The 26,995-nt window shown below is 38.9% G+C and carries 25 protein-coding genes; 16 read left to right on the plus strand and 9 right to left on the minus strand.

Annotated elements, in window-relative coordinates; all coding sequences use genetic code 11:
* Positions 1–30 precede the first annotated feature (30 nt).
* From hslU to priA, 4 genes are all read right to left on the minus strand, one after another.
* Positions 31–1,359, minus strand: coding sequence for an HslU--HslV peptidase ATPase subunit (gene hslU / locus I6F43_RS11905; protein ID WP_007582032.1), 1,329 nt, complete (start codon positions 1,357–1,359; stop codon positions 31–33).
* Between the two features lie 11 nt (positions 1,360–1,370).
* Positions 1,371–1,889 (minus strand): ATP-dependent protease subunit HslV, encoded by a 519-nt coding sequence (hslV, locus tag I6F43_RS11910; protein WP_002958366.1) that lies wholly within the window; start codon positions 1,887–1,889, stop codon positions 1,371–1,373.
* 79 nt (positions 1,890–1,968) lie between these two features.
* A complete protein-coding gene (locus tag I6F43_RS11915; RefSeq protein ID WP_007582031.1) occupies positions 1,969–2,496 on the minus strand; it encodes an SPOR domain-containing protein in 528 nt (175 codons plus the stop codon).
* Positions 2,497–2,516: 20 nt separating this feature from the next.
* Complete coding sequence (gene priA / locus I6F43_RS11920) at positions 2,517–4,703, minus strand: primosomal protein N' (protein WP_024594431.1); 2,187 nt, start codon at positions 4,701–4,703, stop codon at positions 2,517–2,519.
* 230 nt (positions 4,704–4,933) lie between these two features.
* Here priA and rpmE point away from each other — a divergent pair, with 230 nt between their 5' ends.
* On the plus strand, positions 4,934–5,149 hold the full coding sequence (rpmE, locus tag I6F43_RS11925; RefSeq protein WP_007582029.1) for a 50S ribosomal protein L31: 216 nt from the start codon (positions 4,934–4,936) through the stop codon (positions 5,147–5,149).
* 688 nt (positions 5,150–5,837) lie between these two features.
* Positions 5,838–7,079, plus strand: a complete 1,242-nt coding sequence (locus I6F43_RS11930; protein WP_197102488.1) for a malic enzyme-like NAD(P)-binding protein — start codon at positions 5,838–5,840, stop codon at positions 7,077–7,079.
* A gap of 69 nt (positions 7,080–7,148) precedes the next feature.
* Here the strand turns inward: I6F43_RS11930 and metJ are convergent, their stop codons facing one another.
* Positions 7,149–7,469, minus strand: coding sequence for a met regulon transcriptional regulator MetJ (metJ, locus tag I6F43_RS11935; protein WP_007586263.1), 321 nt, complete (start codon positions 7,467–7,469; stop codon positions 7,149–7,151).
* 289 nt (positions 7,470–7,758) lie between these two features.
* Between metJ and metB the strand changes: the two genes are divergently transcribed.
* Together metB and metL are read left to right on the plus strand one after the other, a co-directional pair.
* Positions 7,759–9,006 carry a cystathionine gamma-synthase gene (gene metB, locus I6F43_RS11940; RefSeq protein WP_197102490.1) on the plus strand — a complete coding sequence of 416 codons (1,248 nt, stop codon included), beginning with the start codon at positions 7,759–7,761 and terminating at the stop codon, positions 9,004–9,006.
* A gap of 5 nt (positions 9,007–9,011) precedes the next feature.
* Positions 9,012–11,357 (plus strand): bifunctional aspartate kinase/homoserine dehydrogenase II, encoded by a 2,346-nt coding sequence (gene metL / locus I6F43_RS11945; protein WP_197102492.1) that lies wholly within the window; start codon positions 9,012–9,014, stop codon positions 11,355–11,357.
* 64 nt (positions 11,358–11,421) lie between these two features.
* Here the strand turns inward: metL and I6F43_RS11950 are convergent, their stop codons facing one another.
* Positions 11,422–13,914, minus strand: coding sequence for a penicillin-binding protein 1A (locus I6F43_RS11950; protein ID WP_101217492.1), 2,493 nt, complete (start codon positions 13,912–13,914; stop codon positions 11,422–11,424).
* A 130-nt stretch (positions 13,915–14,044) separates the two neighbouring features.
* On the opposite strand from I6F43_RS11950, the gene I6F43_RS11955 reads away from it, so the two are divergent.
* From I6F43_RS11955 to I6F43_RS11995, 9 genes are all read left to right on the plus strand, one after another.
* Positions 14,045–15,124, plus strand: a complete 1,080-nt coding sequence (locus tag I6F43_RS11955) for a pilus assembly protein PilM (protein WP_024589891.1) — start codon at positions 14,045–14,047, stop codon at positions 15,122–15,124.
* The gene (locus tag I6F43_RS11960) at positions 15,112–15,684 is read left to right on the plus strand and encodes a PilN domain-containing protein (RefSeq protein ID WP_007586268.1); all 573 of its coding nucleotides are present in this window, start codon (positions 15,112–15,114) and stop codon (positions 15,682–15,684) included. Before I6F43_RS11955 ends, I6F43_RS11960 begins: the two co-directional genes overlap by 13 nt.
* On the plus strand, positions 15,674–16,279 hold the full coding sequence (locus I6F43_RS11965; protein ID WP_197102494.1) for a type 4a pilus biogenesis protein PilO: 606 nt from the start codon (positions 15,674–15,676) through the stop codon (positions 16,277–16,279). The genes I6F43_RS11960 and I6F43_RS11965 overlap by 11 nt, the downstream gene beginning before the upstream one ends.
* Complete coding sequence (locus tag I6F43_RS11970) at positions 16,276–16,815, plus strand: pilus assembly protein PilP (RefSeq protein ID WP_007586272.1); 540 nt, start codon at positions 16,276–16,278, stop codon at positions 16,813–16,815. Before I6F43_RS11965 ends, I6F43_RS11970 begins: the two co-directional genes overlap by 4 nt.
* On the plus strand, positions 16,802–18,907 hold the full coding sequence (locus tag I6F43_RS11975) for a type IV pilus secretin PilQ (RefSeq protein ID WP_197102496.1): 2,106 nt from the start codon (positions 16,802–16,804) through the stop codon (positions 18,905–18,907). Before I6F43_RS11970 ends, I6F43_RS11975 begins: the two co-directional genes overlap by 14 nt.
* 184 nt (positions 18,908–19,091) lie before the next feature.
* Positions 19,092–19,610 carry a shikimate kinase AroK gene (aroK, locus tag I6F43_RS11980; RefSeq protein ID WP_004589350.1) on the plus strand — a complete coding sequence of 173 codons (519 nt, stop codon included), beginning with the start codon at positions 19,092–19,094 and terminating at the stop codon, positions 19,608–19,610.
* A 27-nt stretch (positions 19,611–19,637) separates the two neighbouring features.
* Positions 19,638–20,708, plus strand: coding sequence for a 3-dehydroquinate synthase (gene aroB / locus I6F43_RS11985; protein WP_010553793.1), 1,071 nt, complete (start codon positions 19,638–19,640; stop codon positions 20,706–20,708).
* The gene (locus I6F43_RS11990) at positions 20,709–22,052 is read left to right on the plus strand and encodes an AAA family ATPase (RefSeq protein WP_197102498.1); all 1,344 of its coding nucleotides are present in this window, start codon (positions 20,709–20,711) and stop codon (positions 22,050–22,052) included.
* Positions 22,053–22,105: 53 nt separating this feature from the next.
* The gene (locus I6F43_RS11995; protein WP_024589888.1) at positions 22,106–22,963 is read left to right on the plus strand and encodes a Dam family site-specific DNA-(adenine-N6)-methyltransferase; all 858 of its coding nucleotides are present in this window, start codon (positions 22,106–22,108) and stop codon (positions 22,961–22,963) included.
* Here I6F43_RS11995 and I6F43_RS12000 read toward each other — a convergent pair.
* Both I6F43_RS12000 and I6F43_RS12005 read right to left on the minus strand, forming a co-directional pair.
* Positions 22,920–23,105, minus strand: a complete 186-nt coding sequence (locus I6F43_RS12000) for a DUF2970 domain-containing protein (protein ID WP_081709141.1) — start codon at positions 23,103–23,105, stop codon at positions 22,920–22,922. The two genes, I6F43_RS11995 and I6F43_RS12000, sit on opposite strands and share 44 nt — an antisense overlap.
* Positions 23,106–23,108: 3 nt before the next feature.
* Positions 23,109–23,411, minus strand: a complete 303-nt coding sequence (locus I6F43_RS12005) for a hypothetical protein (RefSeq protein WP_010553790.1) — start codon at positions 23,409–23,411, stop codon at positions 23,109–23,111.
* A 161-nt stretch (positions 23,412–23,572) separates the two neighbouring features.
* Between I6F43_RS12005 and rpe the strand changes: the two genes are divergently transcribed.
* The 3 genes from rpe to trpS are packed head-to-tail and all read left to right on the plus strand — an operon-like array spanning position 23,573 to position 25,958.
* On the plus strand, positions 23,573–24,256 hold the full coding sequence (gene rpe, locus I6F43_RS12010) for a ribulose-phosphate 3-epimerase (RefSeq protein WP_165721225.1): 684 nt from the start codon (positions 23,573–23,575) through the stop codon (positions 24,254–24,256).
* A complete protein-coding gene (locus tag I6F43_RS12015; RefSeq protein ID WP_197102500.1) occupies positions 24,256–24,921 on the plus strand; it encodes a phosphoglycolate phosphatase in 666 nt (221 codons plus the stop codon). The genes rpe and I6F43_RS12015 overlap by 1 nt, the downstream gene beginning before the upstream one ends.
* A 32-nt stretch (positions 24,922–24,953) precedes the next feature.
* The gene (trpS, locus tag I6F43_RS12020) at positions 24,954–25,958 is read left to right on the plus strand and encodes a tryptophan--tRNA ligase (protein ID WP_007586290.1); all 1,005 of its coding nucleotides are present in this window, start codon (positions 24,954–24,956) and stop codon (positions 25,956–25,958) included.
* Positions 25,959–26,073: 115 nt separating this feature from the next.
* Here the strand turns inward: trpS and I6F43_RS12025 are convergent, their stop codons facing one another.
* Positions 26,074–26,994 carry a TraB/GumN family protein gene (locus I6F43_RS12025; RefSeq protein WP_197102502.1) on the minus strand — a complete coding sequence of 307 codons (921 nt, stop codon included), beginning with the start codon at positions 26,992–26,994 and terminating at the stop codon, positions 26,074–26,076.
* Position 26,995 lies beyond the last annotated feature (1 nt).

Raw genomic sequence — 26,995 nt, forward strand, 5'->3', positions numbered from 1 at the left:
GAGGCTTTTAGTATAACGTTTATATTCGTTTTATAGAATGAAGCGGCTTAAGTCTTCATCTTCAACAAGTGCGCCTAGATGTTTTTCAACGTAAGCGGCGTCAATGACAAGTGATGAACCTGCTTTTTCAGAAGCATCGTATGAAATTTCTTCCATCAATCTTTCCATCACAGTATGCAAGCGACGAGCACCGATGTTTTCGGTTTTTTCGTTAACTTGCCACGCTGCCTTAGCAATACGCTCAATAGCATCATCACTAAACTCAATCGTTACTTGCTCAGTTTTAAGGAGCTCTCGTTGTTGCTCAGTAAGCGATGCATGCGGCTCTGTCAGGATACGTTTAAAGTCATCTGCAGTTAGTGGTTCAAGTTCTACTCGAATCGGTAAGCGACCTTGTAGCTCAGGTATCATGTCTGATGGTTTAGACATTTGGAACGCACCTGAGGCAATAAACAACATATGGTCAGTTTTAACCATACCGTGTTTAGTGTTTACTGTTGAGCCTTCAATTAGCGGTAGTAAGTCGCGCTGAACACCTTCTCGGCTCACATCAGGGCCTGAAGAATCACCACGTTTACAAATTTTGTCTATTTCATCTATAAACACAATACCGTTTTGCTCTACTGCAAAAATAGCTTGTTCTTTTAGCTCTTCAGGGTTTACTAATTTAGCGGCTTCTTCTTCCGTTAATAGTTTGAAGGCTTCTTTAATTTTTAGCTTACGTTTAGTGCGTTTATCGCCGCCCATGTTTTGAAACATGCTTTGTAACTGGTTGGTCATATCTTCCATACCAGGAGGCGCCATAATTTCTACGTTTGATTGAGCTTGCGCTAATTCAATCTCGATTTCTTTATCATCTAATTGACCTTCACGTAATTTTTTACGAAATGTTTGGCGAGTAGATGAAGTATCGTCGCGTTGGCTTTCGCCATATTGATCTTTAACCGGTGGTAAAAGTGCATCTAAAATACGCTCTTCTGCTGCTTCTTCGGCGCGATGCTTAAACTTTTTAGTTTGCTGTTCGCGAGTCATTTTAATTGAAACATCAACGAGGTCACGTATGATCGTATCTACTTCTTTACCAACATAACCAACTTCAGTGAATTTAGTCGCTTCTACTTTAATGAATGGTGCGTTAGCAAGTTTTGCTAAACGGCGGGCAATTTCTGTTTTACCTACACCTGTTGGGCCAATCATTAGTATATTTTTTGGTGTTACTTCACTGCGTAAATCTTCATTTAATTGCATACGGCGCCAGCGATTACGAAGTGCAATAGCGACCGCTTTTTTAGCTTTAGCCTGACCTATAATATGCTGATCTAGCTCGTGAACAATTTCTCTTGGGGTCATATCAGACATAATAGTTCCTATTATAATTCTTCGATTGTTTGGAAGTTATTAGTAAATACGCAGATGTTGCCTGCAATAGTTAAGCTTTTCTCTACTATTTCACGAGCGCTTAAATCTGTATTTTCTAAAAGGGCGGTTGCAGCTGATTGCGCAAAGTTACCACCACTACCAATTGCAATTAAATCGTTTTCTGGCTGAACTACATCGCCATTACCGGTAATAATTAAAGAGGCTGTTTCGTCTGCTACGGCGAGCAGCGCTTCGAGTTTTCGAAGGGCACGGTCGCTTCGCCAATCTTTAGCCATTTCTACTGCGGCTTTAGTTAGGTTACCTTGGTGCATTTCTAATTTGCTTTCAAAACGTTCGAAAAGAGTGAAGGCATCAGCAGTACCGCCGGCAAAACCAGCGATTACTTTGCCATTATAAAGACGTCGAACTTTGCGGGCGTTACCCTTCATTACGGTGTTACCAAGTGAAACTTGGCCATCGCCGCCAATTACAACTTTGTCGCCGCGGCGAACACTTACGATAGTAGTCATGTTATTCCTCATCATCGAGCTGCAGAGGCAACTCGTAAAAAACGATTATGATGAGGTTATATGGGTGAATGGTTTATTTTCAAGTCCAGCCCCAAATTCCGCAGCCGACTATTTTTACACGTTTAAGTTTGTTTTTATCGCTTTCGGCTTGGCGTTTGGTTTTATAAGGGCCTAAACGTACTTTATACCAAGTACCATTGCTGCCTTCAGCCTGTTTTATCTCAGAAATGAGCCCTGCAAATGCGATTTTAGCTTTTAACGATTCAGCTTGTGCATGAGTTCTGAACGAACCGCATTGCATAACATAAGGACCTTTTTGCTCAAGTTCTTTTACTTCAACTTGAATCTCGTGGTTTCTAATTTCTTTAATAAATTCCGGTGTACGTGGAATAACAACTTCTACTTTTGCGGGTGCAGTTGGGTTAGCTTGTTTTTCGACAAGTTTTGGATCGGCATTACTTTTTATAAACCATAGTGTGTAGGCAAAACCACCTACAAGTAAGATGGCTATAACGGCTAAAAGAATAGGAAATGGTTTTTTAGCGGGTGCGTTTTTTTTACTGTTTCTGCCTGCAGGCTTTTTATTAATATAATCGTGCTGTGCCATGGTGTTATTTTGGCCTTAACCTAAATCATGTCTATAGGGTCTACGTCTAAGCTCCAGCGTACTTTTTGTGCAAGTTTACTGGTACTTAAATAATCAACCATTTGCGCAAGGTACTGATGTAATATGCGACGATCTTGCGCTTGAATATGCAATTGAAAACGATACATACCTGCGACTCTTTCAAGTGGGGCAGGGATCGGACCGAGCAATTGTATACCAGATACCCCATTCACAGGAACCAAATCCGTCAAAAAATCGACGACTAGTTTAATACTATGCCCTTGTGCACGCACAATGGCCATATTTGTAATGGGCGGTAAGTCAGCATCATCGCGCTCACTAAGAGCAAAGCGGGCAAAGTCTTGGTAACCATTATTAACTAAGTCTTGCAAAAGAGGGTGTTCTGGAAAGTGTGTTTGTAATAACACTTGGCCAGGCTCACCTGAACGTCCAGCACGCCCCGCTACTTGGGTGACTAATTGCGCTAAATGTTCTGTTGCTCTAAAGTCGCATGAGTATAAGCCGCTATCTACATCTAAAATTATAACAAGGCTTACATCTGCAAAGTGATGGCCTTTGGCAAGCATTTGTGTGCCCACTAAAATGCGTGCGCCGCCTAGGTTTATTTCATCAAGTGCTTTTTCAAGGCTACCTTTACGGCGAGTTGAATCGCGGTCTATACGAGTAACAGGTGTATCAGGGAATTCGGTCGATAAAAACTCTTCAATTTGCTCTGTGCCTTTACCGTTAGGAAATATTTGCGTACTTCCACAGTCAGGGCATTGGTGAGGGACAGGGTACTGGTCGCCACAGTGATGACAGATCATTTGCCCAATCGCTTTATGAAATGTAGCGCTGGTACTGCATCGTTTACACTCGCTCAACCAACCGCACTCATGGCAAATAAGGGTTGGAGAGAAACCTCGACGATTTAAAAATACCATAACCTGTTTACCGCGATTTAAGTGCTGACGCATAGTAGCAAGGCTTGCATGTGCAATACCTGCTTGGTCGGGCTGACCTTTCATATCGAGTAACTTAAACTGGTTGTCAGTCGCTGTTTGCGCACGCTCGGTTAAACTTAACAGCTGGTATTTGTTATTAATTGCTTTGTGAAGTGTTTCAAGCGCGGGTGTGGCGCTGCCTAATATAAGCGGAATTTTATGCTGAAAAGCTCTGTAAGCAGCTAAGTCGCGGGCATGATAGCGAAGCGTATCTTGTTGTTTAAATGATGAATCGTGTTCTTCATCAACAACAATCATACCGAGTTTTAAAAATGGCAGAAAAATACTCGAACGTGTGCCAATAACTATCGCACAACTGCCTTTTTCGCAAAAGCGCCATGTTTGTAAGCGTTCGTTGTCGGTAAGTGCAGAGTGCCAAAGCATAATGGGTGTATCAGGAAAGCGGCGGCGAAAACGGTTTACGGTTTGTGGTGTTAGGCCGATTTCGGGCACGAGTACGAGGGCTTGCTCGCCACGTTTGAGTACTTCTTCTAGGCACTGTAAATACACTTCGGTTTTACCGCTGCCCGTTACGCCTTCTAATAAAAAGCTGCTAAAGCCAGTACTTTGATTTATAGCTGTGCAAGCAACCGCTTGTTCTTTATTAAGTACTGGTTTACTACCGACGGTTGGAGCAACACTTTGCCATTGGTTATCGTGCTCAATAGTTTGTGTTATGAGTTCTTTATCTATTAAGCTATCTATTGTTTTTTTACTAAAGCCCAGTGCTTTTAACTCAGTTAATGATGACTTACCTGATTGCGATAACTGCTTTAATAGGTTGAGCTGTGTTTTAGCTTTTAATGACGGTACTTTTGCACCTTTTTCTGTCAGGGCAACCATATTAATACTGGTTTTATCAGGCGATTCACCTTGGCGAAGTGCACCAGGTAGCGCTATATGAATAGTTTCGCCTAATGGATAGCAATAATAGCGGGCAGTAAAGCTAAGGAGTTCTAAATGCTGGGCACTTAAAATAGGGGCGTCGTCTATTACCTCTATAATATTTTTAATTTTATTTAAAGGGACGTCGGTACTGCTTTTAATACCCAGAACAACCGCTACTTTTTTTTGATTACCAAAAGGTACCAAAACCCGCATGCCAGGTAGTAAAGGAGTTGATAAGCCACTGAGCTGTTCTTCTATTTTATAATCAAAGGTGCGTGGAAGCGGAACTTTAATAGCAACTTCAACAAAACTCATAACAACTCAACCCGTAAAATTAATGCTGTAATGTACTAAAAATAACGCTAAAAACCTACTAGCAATAGTGCTTGAGAAAGAGATTGTTCACTTTTTTGGCAAAAATATAAATAAATACTTGTGTGGGGGGAGGTTGTTGGATAAAATCCGCCACCAACAAATTTGTTTTAACGACGTATGGTGCCAAACTCCGGGTTTGGAGAGCGATGCGGCCTTAACTAGAGGTTCCTATGAAAGAAGGTATTCACCCTAAGTACGAAGTAATTTCTGCAACATGTTCATGTGGAAATAAATTCGAAACTAGCTCAACTCTTTGTAAAGACATTCACTTAGACGTATGTTCTGCGTGTCACCCGTTTTACACTGGTAAGCAAAAAGTTTTAGACACTGGCGGACGTGTTGATCGCTTCAACAAGCGCTTCGGTGCACTTGCCAGCAAGAAGTAATTATTGCTGTTTAGTTAAAAAAAGCACCTTAGGGTGCTTTTTTTGTGCCTAAAATTTGTTATTTATTATCTTAAACCAACCTACATAAATCTTTGAGCAATTTAACGAATTAAATTGCACCATAACGTCGTTAAAAATTTTTTATTTAGAACAACTAGATACAAAAATTTTTGCCTAGTTCTAGCGTAATTTTCTTAACGTTAAATAGACCCCATATATAAGCAGATTGGTATTATTTCGTTGATTTTAACTATCCCCTCCTTTTGCATAACTATTTCCTATTCTTATTCTGAGTATGCATAATCCTTTACAGACAAATCGATAGATATTCTCTATATTTTAAATAGTACAATTTTTAACTAGGTTGATAAAAGTAGCTAACGTGGGCTTATCTGTTTTTAAAGTAGGGTAGTAGGCTGTTATTCTAAGTTTATGCTGTTACTTTAAGTATACATTTTATAAGATTTTGATAGGTATAATAGCACCTTAAAACTTACTTTTTAGGTGAATTTTTATTTATTAAATGTCGATATAATCCTGCAAAGTTACTGAAAAACCTATTAAAATTAAAGGATATAGCATATAACAGGATAGACCTGATATTGCTTGGAATTTAAAAATAATAAGGGTATCGTACCCCAAGACTCCATCTCTCACTTTAACTTAAATTGCAGGATACCATCGCGTTATGTCTGACTTTCGTGAACAAGCACTACATTACCACTCACATCCCGTACCAGGTAAAATTAGCATTGAGCTTACAAAACCAGCTGAAACGGCTCATGATCTTGCACTTGCGTATAGCCCAGGTGTTGCCGAACCTGTACGTGAAATAGCTGCAGATCCTGCAAATGCTTATAAATATACTGGTAAAGGTAACATGGTTGCGGTTATTACTAATGGTACTGCAATTCTAGGCCTTGGTAATTTAGGTCCTTTAGCGTCTAAGCCTGTAATGGAAGGTAAAGCATTATTGTTTAAACGTTTTGCAGGGCTTGATTCTATCGATATTGAAGTTAAGCACAAAACAACAGAAGACTTTATTAATACGGTTGCCAATATTGCCGACACATTCGGTGGCATTAACCTTGAAGATATTAAAGCACCAGAGTGTTTTGAAATTGAAAAAGCATTAATAGAGCGTTGTAGCATTCCTGTTTTTCATGACGATCAACACGGTACTGCCATTGTAACGGCTGCTGGTATGTTAAATGCGCTAGAAGTACAAGGTAAGTCAATTGAAGATGCAATTATTGTATGTTTAGGTGCAGGCGCTGCCGCTGTTGCGTGTATGGAGCTGTTAATTAAGTGTGGTGCACTGCGTGAACACATTTATATGCTTGACCGCAAAGGTGTTATTCATACCCGCCGCGATGACTTAAATGAATACAAACAGCTTTTTGCTAATAATACCGATAAGCGTACATTGCAAGATGTAATTGCAGATGCGGATGTATTTGTGGGTGTTTCTGGCCCTAACTTATTAGCGGCTGAAGATTTAAAGCTAATGGCTGCAAAACCAGTTGTGTTTGCATGTTCAAATCCAGATCCTGAGATTGATCCTGCACTTGCGCACGGCGCACGCAACGATTTAATCATGGCAACAGGGCGCTCTGATTACCCTAACCAAGTTAATAATGTTTTATGTTTCCCGTTTATTTTCCGTGGTGCACTTGATGTACGTGCAAGTGCTATTAACGATGAAATGAAAATTGCTGCAGTAGGTGCTATTCGAAGTATTGCCAAAGAGCCAGTACCTGCAGAAGTTTTAAAAGCCGCTGGAGTAGATAAACTAGAATTTGGTGCGCAGTATATTATTCCAAAACCAATGGATCCACGTTTACTGCCGCGTATAGCAAGAGCTGTTGCACTTGCTGCTATTGAGTCAGGTGTTGCACAAATTGAGCTACCTGAAAACTATATGCAGTAAATCTATACAATAAAATTTAGACATAAAAAAACCTCAGTAATTACTGAGGTTTTTTTGTCTTTGTAATATTTATTCTTCGTTTAAAACGGGTACTTCTAGACCCATTTCTTGCATTATTTTTTTAACTTCTTCTGGCACTTTTTCGGCGTTATCTTTACGTAAGTCATCGTCATTTGGTAAAGGTTGGCCAGTAAAAGCATGCAAAAATGCCTCACATAGCAATTCACTATTTGTAGCATGGCGAAGGTTATTGATTTGACGACGTGTACGTTCGTCAGTTAATACCTTTAATACATTTAGCGGGATCGAAACGGTGATCTTTTTAACTTGCTCTGATTTTTTACCGTGTTCTGCGTATGGGTGAATATACTCACCATTCCATTTAGCCATAAGATGTATCGTTGCCTCAGATTATTAATTTCTCACACGGTATAAAAAGCGTGTAAATATGCGTGAAATTCTATCGATTTAAAAAAGATAGTCAAATAATAGATACCGATCTATCTTAATAAGCCTATCGTAGGTGTAAAGATAAGCACACTTTTGTGAGCTAAAATGTGTTATTCGCAGAGGCCCCTTCTACTTTTAGCCATCTAGAGCTTTAAAATACTTTGACTTATCAAAACGGATAACTTACTCTTTTAGACGTCTAAACATCCAAATTAATCAGGTGACGAATATGAGCGAAAAAAACAAAGCGACCATTGCTGTACGTAATGGCGTTGATGCTGATAAACATCATGGTGCGGTGGTACCGCCAATTTATTTATCGACTACTTATTCGTTTGCCGACTTTGATACTAAGCGTGAGTATGATTATGGTCGTAGCGGTAATCCTAATCGTGATATTTTAGCTGAGACGCTTGCTAAGCTTGAAGGTGGCGCTCGTGGCATAATTACAGCTACAGGCATGGCTGCCGTGCATTTAGCTACTCAGCTACTTAATAGTGACGATAGGTTAGTAATTCCACATGATTGTTATGGTGGCAGCTATCGTTTATTTACATCTTTACAAAAACGCGGACTACTAAAGCTCGAAATATTAGATTTAACAAAAGAAGAAAGCCTTCAACAAATTTTAGTAATTAAACCAAAGCTTATTTGGATAGAAACCCCAAGTAACCCAGTACTTCGTTTAACAGATATTAAAGCGGTTACCGATGTGGCTAAGCAATGCGGTGCATTGGTGGCTGCAGATAACACGTTTTTGTCGCCTGCCTTACAAAACCCTATTAAGTTTGGTGTAGATATTGTGGTGCATTCAACCACTAAATACATTAACGGACACTCAGATGTAGTAGGCGGCGCTGTTATTGCAGCAACACAAGAGTTAGGCGATGAGCTTGCTTGGTGGGCTAATAACATTGGTATTACGGGTGCGCCTTTTGATAGCTATTTAACGCTTCGTGGTTTACGTACTTTAAATGTGCGCCTAAGGCAGCATCAAGAAAATGCACTGGCAATAGCTAAGTACCTTGAAAGCTCTGAATATGTAAGCCAAGTTTACTACCCAGGTCTTGAGTCACATCCTCAACATGAGCTGGCTAAAGCACAGCAACTTGGTTTTGGTGGCATGGTTAGTTTTGATATTAAAGGCGATATAAATGACGCTGCAGCATTTTTAACTAGCCTTAAAACGTTTAGTTTAGCTGAGTCACTAGGTGGCGTAGAGAGCTTAATTTGTCACCCTGCAACTATGACGCACGCAGGTATGGAGGCAACAGCACGTTTAGAGGCGGGTGTGGGCGATACGCTTATTCGTATTTCGGTAGGTATTGAAGATATACACGATTTAGTCGCTGATTTTGAACGAGTGTTTGAACTTGTAAAACCAGGGCAAAATAAAAATGTTGGCCGTGTAGGCAAAGGAGCAGGCACTTCTGGTGGTAACGTTAAATTAAGTGCAGCTCGTCCGGCGCTTTGGTGATTAATATGGTTAACTGTATACATAAATTTGGTGGATCGAGTTTAAGCTCAAGTGAGCGATACCAAAGCGTAGCAAAAATAATAATTACACATACTCAACCGGGTGATTGTGTGGTGGTATCGGCTGCGGGTAAGACAACCGATACGCTAGTATTACTTTGGCAAAGCTATCAAAAACAAGATACTCAAGCAGTAGCTGATATTTTACTGCAGTTAAATAACCATCAAAGTGATTTAATAGAGCAGTTATTAGAAGCTGATTTAAAACGAAGTGCACTTAAAACACTAAATACCGAGCTTAGCTATATTGCAGAACTTGCTCAAGCTGAGCAGCTAAAAGAGGCTGCATTACTTGCACATGGCGAACTGTGGTCAGCACGTTTACTCGCTACTTATTTACAGCAGCTAAATATTGAGGCATGCGCTGAAGATGCACGTACTCTTTTTACCTTAAATGATGGCGAATTAATGCATGCGCAAAATGCGCAGCAATGTGGGCAGTTAATTTTGCCTAATAAAATAAATGTTGTTACTGGGTTTATTGCCGCAGATATCAAAGGCGAGACAGTAACGCTTGGCCGAAATGGGAGTGACTACAGTGCAACACTACTTGCAAATTATTGCAATGCTAAGCAAGTATGTATTTGGACTGATACACAGGGAGTGTATAGCACTGATCCTCGAAAGGTAAAAAAAGCGATTAAATACGGCAAAATTTGTCGCGGGCAAGCTAATTTATTAGCTCGTTTGGGTAACCCTGTATTACATGCAAAAACACTATCGCCACTTAAAAACACAGATATTAAGCTAGCTGTTCGCAGTAGTTTTGACGTACAAGCAAGTCCAACAGATATAGTCAAAGAAGGTTCAGCGAAGAAAAAGCGCTTTATAACCACGTTGCAAAATGTTGACCTATTAATGGTTGAAGGATTAAGTGAAGGTGAGGTTGCAAGTGTTAGTCAGCTTATTCAGCATAGCCTTCATCACTTTAACCATAATGGTGAAGTGTATTTAGTAGTACCTGCAGCACAAACTTATCTGGTTATTAATTATTTTGCGGGTAGGGCAAATATTAGCGAGTCAAATTTAAACGGTTGTGCAATTGTAGCGCCTGAGCAAGACGTTAATACATTAAGCTTACAAGCATTAGATTTATTAAAACTCCACAGCATAAAACCTCGTTTTGTCCATCAAGATACTGGCTATGCTTTATTGCTTACCGATCAATTTATAGATAGTGATATACAAAGTGCCTTACACGATAAGCTAATTAATAAAGGCCAAGAAATCGCAATTATAGTTGCGGGGCTTGGTAACGTTGGCGACGTTTTTATTAAACAGTTATCGGCACAATTTGAGCGTTTATCGGATGACTTTGGTATTAAATTAGTCGGTCTAATTCGCTCTAAAAAAATGCTGTTTAATGCAAGTGGTATTAATACACAGCAATGGAAAACTCAATGGCAGCATGAGGCAAATAGCTATCAATCTGCAGATTTACTGAATGCTATAAATGAGCTCGATTACGAGCATAAAATTGTAATTGATATTACCGCAAGTGAACAATTTAGCTTGTTATATCCAGACTTTGTAGATAGAAACTGTCATTTAATTAGTGCTAATAAATACGCTGGAACAGCACCTACTACTTGGTATAAAGCACTTCGTAGTAATATTACAGAACGTAATTTACATTGGCGATATAACACCAGTGTAGGCGCTGGCTTACCTATTAACTTTGCTTTGGCTGATTTGCAAAATAGTGGCGATAAAATAACACGTATAGAAGGTGTTTTCTCAGGCACGCTTTCGTGGTTATGTAGTAAATATGATGGAACAAGGCCATTTTCTGAGTTGCTACTGGAAGCTCAGAAAATGGGATTCACAGAGCCAGACCCTCGCGAAGATTTATCTGGGCGAGATATGCAGCGTAAGCTACTTATTTTAGCTCGAGAGCTAGGTGTTGAGCTTGAACTTGACGATATTAGTTTATCGGCATTGATGCCAGATGAACTTGCGCTGGGAAGTTGGGATGACTTTTTAAATAAAAAAGCACAGCTAGACGCGTTCATCGAAGAGCATGCAGTGACAGCAAAGTCTAAAAATTCAGTACTTAGATATACGGGCTTGTTAGAAATCACACAAGGTGAAGTAATTGCTAAAGTGGGAATAGCGTATGTGCCTAATGGCGATGCGTTAGCAAACCTTACACCAGGCGATAATATTTTTGTAATTAATAGCAAATGGTATAGCGATAACGCATTAGTGATTCAGGGGCCAGGAGCGGGTAGGGAAGTGACCGCTGCGGGTGTGCACTCTGATTTATATTGGCTTGTTCAAAACTTAAAATAAACATTTGGTTTAAACAAAAACGGCAGCTTAAATAAGCTGCCGTTTTTGTATTACATACATATTACTAAAATAGCTCTTCTTCTGTTTTAGTGTCTTCTTCAAATATATCGTTAGGCTGAGATAGCACATACTTTGTAGGTGCGGTGCCTTTTTCAAAATATTCAAATCGACTTGTGTAGTCATTTTTATGGCTAAGTAAGCCTGTAGCTAAATCAATACGAATAGAAACGAGTCCCTCAGGCGGCTCAATTGGGGCTTCAGGCTTGCCTTCAAGTGCCGCTTTCATAAATTCAACCCACGCTGGCTGCGCGGTTTTAGCGCCAGATTCCGCACCTGATATTTGGCTGCTATCTAGGTTGTTATTATATGTAGAGCGACCAAGAGCGTTGCCCGGATTATCAAAGCCAACCCAAACTGAGGTCATCACATTACTATTAAAACCGCTAAACCAGGTATCTACTGAGTCATTAGTTGTGCCTGTTTTACCTGAAATATCGCGACGATCTAGCGCTTGTGCTCGCCAACCGGTTCCACTCCAACCTGTTTTATGAGCCCAGCTACCACCCCCCCAAATTGCACTATTCATAGCATCAGCAATTAAAAATGCATTTTGCTTAGAAATAATTCTCGGCGCACATTTTTTCGTTTGCTCCATTTCATCATCACTATTATGCATTGAGAGTGCATTGTGTGTTGGCAAAGGCTCTTCGTCACAGGCAAGAGCAGGGTTTGCTTTAAACAATACATTGCCGTAAGCATCTTGAATTTCTGAGATAAAGTAAGGTTCAATTAAGTGACCACCGTTGGCAAATGTGCTCATGCCTCTTGCAAGTTCAAGCGGGGTAATAGAAGCACTACCAAGTGCTAATGATTCACTACGATTAATGTCAGCGTCTTTAAAACCAAATTTTAGTAAGTGATCAGCTGTACGTTGCAATCCAACACCACGTAGTAAGCGCACTGAAATAACGTTTTTAGACTGTGCTAAAGCACGGCGAATTCGAATAGGACCATTGTAAACAGCAGGGCTGTTTTTAGGGCGCCATGCTACGCCTTGGCTCTTATCCCACTGGTTTATAGGTGCATCATTTAATATAGACGCAAGCGTGTAACCTTTTTCAAGTGCTGCTGAATATATAAAAGGTTTTATATTAGAACCCACTTGACGCTTAGCTTGTATCGCTCGGTTGTATTGACTTTGCTCAAAGCTGTAACCCCCTACAATAGCTTTTATTCTACCGTCTTGTGGATCGAGGGATACAATAGCGCTTGATGCTTCTGGTATTTGGCTTAATAAGTAGCTGTTATCTTCGTTTTGACGTACCCATATTTGCATACCTGGCGTTAAAATATCAGTAGCTGCTTTTGGAGCAAAGCTTTGGCGGTAGCGAGTAATATACTTACGCGCCCATTTTAAACTATCCCAACTGAGAGTTGTTTGCTCACCGTTTTTAAGTAGTACTGTAGCTGTTTTATTATTAACACTGAGTACTGCTGCAACTTTTAAAGTGCCTAACTCATTTACGCTCTGTAATTTATTGAGTATTTGTTGCTCAGTTAAAGCTGGTTGTGTTTCAGGATTCCATAAAACATCAGTTGGACCTCTAAAACCATGACGCATATCGTAACTGTGTAAGTTATTTACAAGTGCGTTTTGCGCTGCTTTTTGAACCTTTGACTCTACTGAGGTAAAAATTTTAAAACCTGAGTTGTAGGCTTTATCTACCCCATAGCGCGAAACCATTTCAGCGCGCACCATTTCAGAGATATACGGTGCGTATAAGTTTATTTCTGCACCGTGAAAATAAGCTGTAATAGGTTGGCTAGTTGCTTCGTTATATTGCTCTTGTGTTATATAGTCTTCGGTCAGTAAACGGCCTAAAACTACATTTCGGCGTGCTTTTGCACGCGTTGGGTTACGAATTGGGTTTAAAGCTGAAGGTGCTTTAGGTAAACCTGCAATCATCGCCATTTGTGCAAGTGTTAAATCTTTTAGCTCTTTACCGTAATAAACTTGCGCTGCTGCACCAATACCGAAAGCACGATTACCTAATTCTATTTTATTAAGATAAAGCTCTAAGATTTCGTCTTTTGTTAACACTCCTTCAATATGAAGCGCTATAAATATTTCTTTAACTTTACGGATATATGCTTTTTCGCGTGTTAAAAAGAAATTACGAGCAAGCTGCATAGTAATAGTACTTGCACCTTGTTTTTTCTCGCCAGTAGATATAAGAACAACAGCCGAACGTACTATACCAATAGGGTCTATGCCTATATGATCGTAAAATCGATTATCTTCTGTCGCTAAAAATGCATTAATGAGTGTTTGAGGAATTTCATCAATAGTCACTGGAATACGACGTTTTTCACCAAATTGATTGATTAAAAGCCCATCTTTAGTGAATACTTGCATAGGAGTTTGTAATTGCACGTCTTTTAAAACTTGCACACTGGGGATATCAGGTTTAACGTAGTAATAAAGACTGATCAAAGTAATCAGACCAATTAACACACAAATGATAAAAAATTGTAAAGTTCGTTTTAATAAAATCACTTATATTTCCCTAAATGGACTCCCAATTGCGAGTTTTGACTGCTAGTATATATTGATTAAAAAATGAATAATATTTTTTCATATAAAAATTATAACTTGTTTATTATTAAAACAAAGGCCAAGTTGAAACATGCTAAGTCAACTATTTCAAAAACCGTCCCAAATGATGGTAGGAATTGATATTGGATCGCACTCTATTAAGGCTGTGCTTTTACGTGAAATTGAAACTGGATTTCGACTCGAAGCACTTGCAATTGAGCCGATGCCAAAAGGCGCAATGAGTGAGCGAACAATTCAAGATATTGAAGCGATTGGTAACGTAATTACAAAATTAAGAAAAAAATTACCAAAGTCGTTAAAATCTGCAGCAGTGGCTGTTTCTGGCCAAACAGTCATTACAAAAGTGATCTTCATGGATGTATCGTTAACTGATGCTGAACTTGAGTCGCAAATTGAAATTGAAGCTGATAGTTTAATTCCATATCCTCTTGATGAAGTGAGCCTCGACTTTGAGAAGCTTTCGACGAATGAGGCCGATCCTAGTAAAATGAATGTTTTGCTTTCAGCTGCTCGTACTGAGAGTGTAGAAGCGCGTGTTGGCGCTTTAGAAGCTGCAAATTTAGAAGCTAAAATAGTTGATGTAGAAAGCTATGCATTAAGTCGTGCAATGGATGTGTATTACCAACAATTACCCAGCGACGCATTTAATAAATGTGTGGCTGTGGTTGATATTGGTGCGGTTTTAATGCTCGTGAGCGTTGTTCAAGCAGGGGAAACAATTTATACACGTGACCAAGTTTTTGGTGGCGACCAATATACAAATAGTATCGTTGCTTATTATAATAAAGGATTTGATGAAGCTGAAATTGGTAAAACATCAGGCGATTTACCGCCAAACTACACCTTTGAAGTATTAGCCCCTTTTCAAACTTCGTTACTTCAACAAGTGCGACGCGCGGTGCAAATGTTTTTAACAACCAGTGGCAAAGAGCAAATCGACTATATTGTATTAACGGGTGGTACATCGATGATTAAAGGTATTGACCGATTACTCATTGAAGAACTAGGTATTCACTCTGTCGTTGCTGAGCCTTTTGAAAATATGGAAATTTCTCCAAAAGTAGATCGTAATGTAATGCAGCGTCACAAAACGCAGTTTGCAATTGCGACAGGGTTGGCATTAAGGAGCTTTTCAACATGCCACATATAAATCTACTTCCTTGGCGTGAATCGCAGCGCGAAGAATCGAAAAAGAAATTTGTAACTATACTTATTGGTGTCGTTATACTTTGTTTTGCGAGTATGTACTTATTAAGCTCTTTTTATAGTGCATTAAAAGACGGTCAAAACTTAAAGAATAACTATTTAAGTTCAGAAATTAGCATGCTAGATAAAAAAATAAGTGAAATTAGAAGTTTAGATAAAAGAAAAGAAAACTTACAACAGCGTATGAGGCTCATTGAAGAATTACAAAGCAGCCGTAATTTGGGTACGCAAATAATGGATGAAGTTGCCAAAATAGTGCCGGGTGGGGTTTACTTAACAAAACTCGAGCGCAGAGGCAGCCAAATACATGTATTGGGACGCAGTGAATCTAATAACCGTTTATCAACAATGCTGCGCCAAGTACAAAGCTCATATTTACTAGAGAATCCTTCAATGCAAGGCATTGTTGCAGGCGATCAATCTTCGCGTTTACTTAGTGATTTTAATATGGAATTTTATGTAAAACCATTTGATAAAATTGGTGAGGTTAGCGATGAGCCTTGATTTTAAAGCACTGAGTGAAATTGATTGGAATGAAATAGAGCTCGATAACATTGGCGATTGGCCTATTGCAGTTAAAGCAATTTGCTGTACGTTTGTTGCCGGACTTGTATTGTTTTTTAGTTATAGCCTATTAGTTTCTGATGAAATTGATAGTTACCACAGTGCAGTTGCGAAAGAGGTCGAGTTACGCACTACTTATCGTACTAAATACGCAGTCGCGAGTAAGCTTGAGATCTACCGTCAACAAATGATTGAAATGGAAGATAAGTTTTCACAATTATTAAAACGTTTACCTACCTCTAACGAAACCCCTGGTTTACTTGATGATTTGTCGTATGTTGGCACAACAAGTGGTCTGACTTTTTTAAAAATAGGTTGGTTACCAGAAGTCGAGAAAGAATTTTATACTGAATTACCGATTAAAATAGAAGTGATAGGAACCTACCATGAATTTGGTGAGTTTGTGGGTAAAGTAGCTCAGTTACCACGAATTGTAAGCTTACATGACTTTTCTATTTTATCATCGGGCGATAAACAGTTAACATTTGGTGTTGTTGCAAAAACATATCGTTATGAAGAAGGGGTTAAAAAATGAAGCTCCTTCGCGTAGTACCTGTAGTAATGGTGTTTGTTTTGAGTGGTTGTAATGATGATACGTCTGAGCAAAAAGAATTTATTGATCAGGTAAAAGCAAGCACAACACCAAAGGTTGAATCAATTCCTGAGCTGACAAAGTTTGAAATATTTGAGTACAGTGCTGGTCAGCTACGTAGCCCGTTTGTAGCGCCTCAGCCTGAGATAATCCAAAATAAATTAACGCAAGTAAAAAACTGTTTGCACCCAGATCAAGAGCGTCGCCGCGAACCGTTAGAAAAATACCCGCTAGATAACTTAGCAATGAAAGGCACAATTGGTTCTAGTGGACAAATATGGGCATTAATAACAGCAGCTGACGCTACTTTGCATCGTGTAACGGTAGGGAATTACCTTGGTAGTTATGATGGCAAAGTAAAAACAGTAAGTAACGACTATATAGAGTTAGTGGAATTAATCCCTGATGGGTCTGGCTGTTGGAAAGAGCGCTTGACTAAATTAGAAATGTTAGAGGCGGCAACAGATGGCGCAAATTAATAATAAAAAAGGTAAAAATAGCATGCATAAGGATGTACTTTGGCTTCATCGTATTTCACGAACATTACTGGCTGCTGTTGCTTTAGTCACTGTAAATTCAGCCGTTGCAGGGCCGTTACTTTATGATGTTCGTTATAATCCATTACTTAAAGGCGAAACTGAGTTACAGCTTGTTTTTGATGAAGAGTTAACGCTTGAGCCAAAAGTTCAGGTGTTTAATAGCCCAGCCCGAATCGAAATGTTTTTTGATACCGCAGAGTTAGAGGTTGGTTTAAATGATGTTGAAGTTAATCAAGCTGGAATTAGCAGTGTTACTAATGTTTTAACTAACAGTGGTTTAAAGGTAACGGTAAACTTAGATAGATTAAAAATTTATGAAACTGAAGTTCATAACAACTTAGTATCAATACGCGTGTCTGATAATCCTCTTACAGAATCTGAAAATGAAGATGTAGCGATGGACTCAGGTGACGTAAGTGGAAATTACATCAACCGTATCCAATCAATTGATTTTAGACGTGGTGAAAAGGGCGAGGCGAAAGTACTCGTATTTCTACAAGACACTCAAGCTGCAATTGAAGTCCATGAAAGTGGCGGGAAAATTTACGCTGACTTTCATCACACCGATATTTTAGATGACCTACTTTATGAATTAGATGTATTAGATTTTGGTACTGTTGTAAGTAATATCGAGACTTTTAAAGAAGACGGATTAAGTCGTGTCGTTATTGAGCCAAATGCTCAGTTTACATTTACGTATCAGCAAATAGATAATATTTTAACGCTGACGGTAGAAAAAGATGAAACGCAAAACGCCTATTTAGATGGTGGAGTTGAGTATCAAGGTCGCCCTATGACCTTAAATTTTCAAGATATCTCTGTGCGAGCAGCACTACAAATTATTGCGGGTTATAACGATTTTAACTTAGTAACCAGTGATTCAGTGACAGGTAATATAACACTGCGTTTAGATGGCGTACCATGGGATCAAGCGCTTGACGTAGTACTGCGTATTAAAGGGCTAGACAAACGCATGGATGGCTCTATTTTAATGGTAGCGCCTGCAGAGGAGCTTGCGGCACGTGAAGCCAAAGATTTAAAAGCTAAACAGCAAGTTGAAGACTTAGAGCCACTCTATAGTGAATACATTCGATTAAACTATGCTAAAGCCGAAAATTTTGCTGACTTATTAAAAACAGATACAAACAGCATCATAACTGCCCGTGGTAGTGTTTCGGTTGATCAGCGTACAAATACCTTATTAGTAAAAGATACTGTAAAGAGTATAGAAAACATTCGCCGGATGATAGAAACGCTCGATATTCCGGTACAGCAGGTTGTAATTGAATCTCGAATGGTAACTGTGCGCGATAACGTTACTGAAGACTTAGGCGTACGCTGGGGCTTTAGTGATCAAGGCAGTAGTGTTGGTATTTCAGGCTCCCTTGAAGGCGCAGAAGGTATTTATAACGCGACATCAACTTCAAATGCGCCAAGTATTTCAGATCGATTAAATGTAAATTTACCAATTTCTAATCCTGCGGCCAGTATTGGTTTGCACATAGCAAAGTTGGCTAACGGTACATTAATTGATTTAGAGCTAAGTGCTCTTGAAGAAGAGAATAAAGGCGAAATTATTGCTAGTCCGCGTATTATAGCGGCTAATCAGCAAAAAGCGCGAATAGAGCAAGGTACTGAAATACCTTACACTGAGTCAGCTTCAAGTGGTGCTACTACTGTAAGCTTTAAAAAAGCGGTACTAAGCTTAGAAGTGACACCTCATATCACACCTGATAATAAAGTAATTCTAGACTTAATTATTACTCAAGATACTCGTGGTGATACTGTACAAACGGGAACAGGTGAAGCAGTGTCTATTGATACCCAAGAGATTCAAACTCAAGTGTTAGTTGAGAATGGACAAACCGTAGTACTCGGTGGTATTTTCCAGCAGCAGATCATTAATACTACGAGTAAAGTGCCAATTTTAGGTGACATTCCTTACGTAGGAAGACTATTTAAAACCACAAGTGAGTTTAATGAAAAGCGTGAATTACTTATTTTTGTGACACCAAAAATACAAATTGATTAAAATACAGTGGTTTTATGTTAACCAACGGGTGATTATTTAGATTAATTGCTCGTTATATGGCTTTTTATGCTAATTGACTTGAAATACCCCCGCAATTACTGAGATAATCCCCTCCTTAATTTTGGGGCCAGGTCGTTAGGCGGGGTTTTATTTCAAATTTTAGAGTTTGTTTGTACTAAAAGATATGGCTGAGAAACGTAATATATTTCTAGTTGGCCCCATGGGGGCTGGCAAAAGCACGATTGGTCGTCACATCGCTGACCAATTACACCTTGAATTTGTTGATTCTGATCAAGAAATCGAACGCCGCACAGGTGCAGATATTGCATGGGTATTCGATCTTGAAGGTGAAGAAGGCTTTAGACTTCGAGAAGAGTCTGTTATTGGCGATTTAACCGAGATGCAAGGTATTGTACTTGCTACCGGTGGTGGTTCAGTAATGAGCAAAGAAGTTCGAAACAAGCTTTCGGCTCGAGGTATCGTTGTATACCTAGAGACACCTATAGAGAAGCAAGTTGCACGCACGCAACGCGACAAGCGTCGCCCATTACTGCAAACTGAAGAAGCACCTCGTAACGTACTAGAGCGCTTAGCAGAAGAACGCGAGCCACTATACAAAGAAGTTGCTGATTTTGTTGTACGTACCGATGAGCAAAGCGCTAAAGTTGTTGCTAACCAAATCATCGAGAAATTAGATTTTTAAAAACCAATAATAAAGGAATAGCCAAGCATGCTTAAATTAACTGTTAATTTGGACGAGCGAAGTTATCCTATTTATATTGGGCAATCTGCACTTCAAGATAATGGCCGCCTGGTTCACCACATTGGTGATTGTCGGCCTATCATCATTACTAATGACACAATAGCGCCTTTATATTTGCAAAGGTTACTTGATTCATTAGCTGATCTAAATCCGCTATCTTTTATTATTCCTGACGGTGAGCAATATAAATCACTGGAATGGTTTGAAAAAATATCAGCATTTTTACTACAAAATAACTGTGGCCGAGATACGTGTTTAATTGCGTTAGGTGGCGGTGTTGTAGGTGACCTAACTGGTTTTGTAGCGGCTTGTTATCAGCGCGGCGTACCGTTTATTCAAATACCAACGACAGTGCTTTCACAGGTTGATTCATCGGTAGGTGGAAAAACGGCAGTAAATCATCCGTTAGGTAAAAATATGATAGGGGCATTTTATCAGCCTCAAGCGGTTTTTATTGATACGCAAACATTACACACTCTACCTGCACGAGAGTTTGCAGCAGGTATGGCTGAGGTAATTAAGTATGGTCTGATTTACGATACCGAATTATTTGCCTATTTAGAGCGAAATGTGACTAATTTACAGCAACTAGATGAAGCATGCTTACAGCATATCATTTTTAGATGTTGTGAAATAAAAGCGCTTATAGTTGCTCAAGATGAAAAAGAACATGGCTTACGGGCTTTGTTAAACTTAGGCCATACATTTGCCCATGCAATTGAGGCACAGATGGGTTATGGCGTTTGGTTACACGGCGAAGCTGTTGCAACAGGAATGGTATTAGCAGCTAAACTTGCCAAGACACGCCAAGATTTAAGCGCAGATGAAGTTGATCGAATTATTAAGCTGCTTGAGCTATATAATTTACCAACAGAAATTCCAAAGCAAATGACTAGCGAGCAGTTTTTAACGCATATGCGTAAAGACAAAAAGAATAAAAAAGGCACTATCCGCTTTATTCTACCTACCCAATTTGGCCAGTGTGCATTAGTTGATAATGTATCTGATGATCAAGTTAGAGACTTAATCGAGCAGTAAATGCAGTCACAAATTTTACCAAGCCGTGCGGCTTTGGTGGATAGAATCGCACTGCAATTTGAGTACGGGCAAAATTTAATTGTTTTACTTGGCACTTCTGGGCTAGGTAAAAGTTATATGCTCGAAACCTTCATTACAGATAAATACAACGACTTTAATAAAGCCTTTGTGCAAGTAAGTGCACAAATGACTGACGCTCAGCTAATGAGTGAGTTATTAGAGCAAAGCTTTAACTCTCCCCTGATTGATCATAACTTAAGTTTACCTGAAAACTATTACCAATTACTGCAGCAGCAACCATGCGGGCCATGTTTATGGGTACTTGATGGCGGTAGGCAATTATCTGATGAGATGTTAATTGAGCTTGAGTTACTTTCTAAAAACAGCCCAAATACGCTATATATTATAATAGCTTCACAGTCTAAACTGGCTTTAAATAACGCTGTTGAAATTTATTTGGAGCCGCTAACGCTTCGAGAAAGCAAGATGTTATTGCAGTGGTACTTTACAGACTTACCCTATGATGAAGACCCTGTATTTAGTACTTTTTTAGCTGAGGCTCACGGTAATCCCAGCTTATTGCTTGCTTGGCAACCTAGTGAGCACATAGCCGATATTATTGTAAAAGACAAAGTGTCTTGGCGATTACACTTATTGATTTTGATGTTGCTGATTATGTTTTTAATTATTGGTCTGCTTTATAAGTCGGATATGACACAGTGGTGGCAACAGTATTATCAGCAAGAAGAAACACAAGTAATAAATACAGCAATATCTATAGAGCAAGTAAGTGAGCCGGCTATAAAGAAAAATGACTCAATAATTAACTTAAATGACCCCAAAGTTGTTGAGCCAGATATTAAAGCAGAGCGTGTACACATTAATGATGTGCCTGCCATAATGCAAAGCCTTACCGAACCTACGAATACCGTTAACGTATTAGACAATGATGTTGATGATAGTACTAATAATAAAAGCAGTGTATCAAGTGACGTTAAATCTAAAGCTCTAAAAGTAAATACAGTAGAGCAAACTCAGATCAGCCAAGATAATATATGGTACATGCAGCAAATAGATACAAATAGTGTTATTCAATTATTAGCCGTAACTCAGCAGGAAGTTAGCGATAATTTTATTGCTCAATTCAATCTACAGCAGCAAACTCATACTTACCAAACAAAGCGAAATAATAAAATATGGTGGGTTGTTACATTTGGCAGTTTTGAAAGTATAAACGAAGCAAAATCAGCAATGGATACTTTATCTGCTGAGGTTAGAAAAAATAAACCTTTCTATAAAAAAATTAGTAAAATAAAGCAAGAAATAGCACTCGTTGATCAGTAAAACACACTGCTTTAGTGTAAAATCGCGCAACACCAGATTGAAGTAAAGAGCCAATGCAGCAAAAGAGTAGAGCCTTCCTTAAATGGGCCGGCGGAAAATACAGCCTAGTTGAAAATATTAATGCGCGATTAAACCAAGCTAGCAAGCATGCTGATACGTTGGTTGAACCTTTTGTTGGTGCAGGCTCTGTGTTTTTAAATAGTGACTTTAAACACTATATTCTCAACGATATAAATGCAGACTTAATTAACTTATACAAAGAGCTAAAAAGCTCTCCAGATGAGCTGATTAGTGACGCTAAAAAGTTATTTGTAGATTTGAATAATCACGCAGATGCTTATTACGAATATCGTGTGCAGTTTAATCAAAGTCGTGATGTATATGAACGTTCAATATTGTTTTTATACATGAACCGCCATGGTTACAACGGACTTTGTAGGTATAATTTAAAAGGTATTTTTAATGTGCCTTTTGGTAAATATAAAAAGCCTTACTTTCCTGAAAAAGAAATGTATTTTTTTGCTGAAAAAGCACAAAAAGCAACCTTCACCTGTTTAGATTACGATGACGTTTTTAAGTTAGTGCCTAACAATGCAGTTATTTATTGCGACCCACCTTATGTACCATTAAGTAAAACAGCTTCTTTTACGTCTTACGCTAAAGGGGGGTTTAATTTAGATGATCAGGCTAATTTGGCTAATCTGGCTGAGAAGGCTGCCTTTGAAAATGATACACCAGTGCTTATCTCTAATCACGATACCGTATGGACTCGAAAAATTTATAGCCAAGCATCACTTGATCAAATTCAAGTAAAGCGCACTATTAGCCCCAAAGGTGGCTCTAGAAATAAAGTTGACGAGTTGATGGCTATGTATTTAGCACCCAAGCAACCACTGCGTAAATTGCGATAACAAAAGCAATAAATAGTACAATCGCAATTAGGATGATAGAGATAGGAGAGTGTTGTTTAAAATCGACTTGGCGTTTATTTTCAGATTGAACACCAAAAAATGCTGCTAGCACACTTTGCAACGCACTAAAAAATTGCAGCATTATTTAAAATAAAGGTTTTAAAGATGGAGTGTTTTTAGAATCATCAGAGCTAGTAAGTAGCTCTAGTAAATCGAGGTAATGAAACTGAGCACTACGGCTATCGCCAGTTAACCACGAAAACCACGATGACTCTTCTTCAGCTTTAATACACGTGATTGTAGTTAATGTGTTTTGAGCACTTACCACTTGTGTATTATGACAATTACCTACTGAGCTTAATTCTTGCTCAGAGCTTGAACCAAAGCTAAACGCCCCGATAAGCAGTAATGCCGACGCAATTAATATCCCAGTTTTAAAAGCACGCATGATGAAATCCAATAATTTGTTACTTTTTTAATCATAGCAAATATTGATTAAAAATCAAACTTAAAGTTACCTGAAATAGGGGCTATTACGCCATATTACTTGGGTAACATCTTCAATTAAGTTACATTAACGCAATACACTATTTATTGATGGAGTTAATCATGTTTAACCCAGAGCAAAAATATTTAATAGCCCCTTCTATTTTGTCTGCTGATTTTGCAAAACTAGGCGAAGATGTTGATAAAGTACTCGAAGCGGGCGCTGACGTGGTTCACTTTGATGTAATGGATAATCACTATGTACCTAATCTCACAATTGGTCCTATGGTGTGTAAAGCACTCAGAGATTACGGCATTACAGCACCTATCGACGTACATTTAATGGTTAAGCCTGTAGATAGTCTTATTCCATTGTTTGCAGAGGCTGGCGCATCAATTATTACTTTTCATCCTGAAGCCAGTGAGCACGTCGATCGTACAATACAGTTAATAAAAGATCACGGCTGTAAAGCAGGCTTAGTCTTTAACCCAGCAACAAGCCTAAGTTATTTGGACCATGTTATAGATAAGCTAGATACCATTTTACTTATGTCGGTTAACCCAGGTTTTGGCGGGCAAAGCTTTATACCTCATACGCTTGAAAAATTACGCCAAGCAAAACAGCGTATTATTGAGTCAGGCCGAGATATTCGCTTAGAGGTTGATGGGGGTATTAAAGTCGATAATATTGCTGCAGCAGCACAAGCGGGTGCTGATATGTTTGTTGCAGGCTCAGCTATTTTTAATCAACCAGATTACAAGGTTGTGATTGACCAAATGCGTAAACAGCTTGGAAGTGTAAAATAATGAAGTACGACGTCGCCTTATTTGATTTAGATGGTACTTTGGTTGATAGCGTTTACGACTTGTATATTGCTATTAATTTAACCTTGAGCAGTCTTGCTTTCCCTATTGTTAGTCAACGCTTGGTTGAAAGCTGGGTCGGTAATGGGGTTGAAGTCCTCGTTAAACGCGCTTTGAGTGGCGATATGCAAGTGAGTGCACATCTAGATGAGTCACTTAGTAGTAAAGCAATATTACAGTTTTATAAGCACTATGAACAACAAGTTGGTGAGTATAGTGTTTTGTACCAACATGTAGAAACCGGGCTTGCAGCACTTCGTGGTATGCCTAAAGCATTAATCACTAATAAGTCTCGAATATTCACAGAAAAACTACTTGATAAACTGGCACTAACGAGTCATTTTGATGTGATTGTATGCGGTGACGACATGGCAAAAAAACCATCGCCAGAGCCATTGCTATTTGCCTGCAAAAAACTAAATGCAGAGCCTAATAAAGCAATAATGATAGGTGATTCTAAAAGCGATATACTTGCAGCTAAAGCCGCTAATATAGACGTAATTGCACTTAGTTATGGCTATAACCAAGGTGAAAATCTTGGGGATTATAATCCACAGTACCTATGCGATCACTTCTTAGATATAATACCTGTTCTAACGCAGCGTTAAATATTATTAATTAAGCAAAATAAAGGAAAATCATGAGTAAACCAGTAGTTTTAAGCGGCATTCAGCCAACCGGTGGTATGACAATAGGCAACTATGTTGGCGCTATTAACCAGTGGCTAAAGTTACAGGAAGACCACGAAAGTTTCTTTATGTTAGTAGACTTACACGCTATTACGGTTCGCCAAGAGCCTGAGTTACTGCGCTCTCGAGTGTTGGATGGTATTGCTCTTTACGCGGCATGTGGCATTGATCCTGAAAAATCTGCGTTATTTGTACAATCACAAGTACCTGAGCACGCACAGTTAGCGTGGGTATTAAATTGTTACGCGCAAATGGGTGAGCTTAATCGAATGACTCAGTTTAAAGACAAGTCATCTAAGCATGCAAATAACGTAAACGTGGGCTTATTTTCATATCCGGTATTGCAAGCTGCGGATATTTTATTATACCAAGCTGATCAAGTACCCGTTGGTGAAGATCAAAAGCAACACTTAGAGCTGACTCGCGATATAGCCACACGCTTTAATAATTTATACGGCGACGTATTTAAATTACCAGAGCCGTATATTCCACAGTTTGGTGCACGCGTAATGAGCTTGCAAGACCCACTTAAAAAGATGTCTAAGTCTGACGAAAACCCAAATGGTTATATCATGTTATTAGATGAGCCAAAGCAAATTGTGAAAAAGCTTAAAAAAGCAGTAACTGATTCAGATGAACAAGCACGTATTTATTTTGATCGCACAGAAAAGCCTGGTGTATCAAACTTGCTTACTTTATTGAGTGTTGCAACTAAGCGCTCAATAGAAGACCTAGTTCCTGAGTATGAAGATAAAATGTATGGCCATTTAAAGAAAGATACAGCAGATGCAGTTGTAAATATGATTGAGCCAATTCAAGCCCGTTTTAAAGAGATCAGAGAAGATCAAAACCTACTTAATAGCATAATGAAATCAGGTGCTGAAAAAGCAAGTGTACGTGCTGAGAAAACATTGAAATCGGTATACGATGCGCTTGGTTTTATTCCTCGCGGGTAAGTTTATTAAAATAAAAAAATGCCGCTTGTTAGCGGCATTTTTTATATAGCACATATCAACATGATAGACCCAAATAGAAACAGTAGCGATATCGCTAGTTTATCTGTTTTATCCATTATTCAGCCCCTCTTACTGTTATATCTGCCGTGCTATCAATATCAACTAGAGAAACTTTATAGCCCTTGTTTTCAAGTAAGGTAAGTAAACTATCTTGTCCTGCGAGGTGGGCAACTCCAACAAGTACAAACTCATTTTTGTCGTTGTTAAACATGGCTTCTACTTTTGGTAACCAATCATTATTTCTATCTGTAATGATTTGTTTATAGCTATTCGGATCATTTTGCTGCATATCTTCAAGTGCCACTTTATTCAGTGTTTCTGTATCACCTTTGCGCCAGGCAGCTAAAAGTCCTTTAAACATATCGCCATAGTTGTGAAGCTCGGCTAAGTTACGTTTAATGAAATCGTTTTCGTTGCCTTGACCCATTGTTTTAAAAAACTCTAACTGAAATTCCATTGTTTCTAAGTAATCTTTTGTTTTGTTATCTTCAGTCGCTTTTTTAGTAAAGTAAGCATCAACCCCTTCACCCATTAAATTTTGCTTTTGAAGCTCCATCGACATTAAAACAATACTAACCATAGCAGGGCGAAAACCATCTAACTTAGCTAGGTTAGCGCCAAACTCGCTAAGCTTATTTTCAAGTAAAGCCTTAATCTCGGGTTCTAGCTTTTGACTTAACGTTTCGTTATTTGTATACGATAGCGCACCTAACATTTGCATTTGTGCATTGGTGTCGGCTGGGTCAGGTAACGGTGCTTCTAAAATAATTGTATCTGCTTGTTCATAAGCATGGTTAAACTCAGCGGGTAGTGGCATTTCAGCTTTAGGTAGTATGTGAACTGTACCGCCAATAAATAGTGAGTCATTGCCATTACTTACTTGCCATACAGAGCTTTGAGCCTGTGCTGTATTTGCTAAAAGGCTGCAACTAAGTAATACGCTGGCAGATACTAATTTTTTTGTGAATTTTTTCATG

This window comes from Pseudoalteromonas sp. NZS71_1 (assembly GCF_015864305.1).
Lineage (GTDB): Bacteria > Pseudomonadota > Gammaproteobacteria > Enterobacterales > Alteromonadaceae > Pseudoalteromonas > Pseudoalteromonas arctica.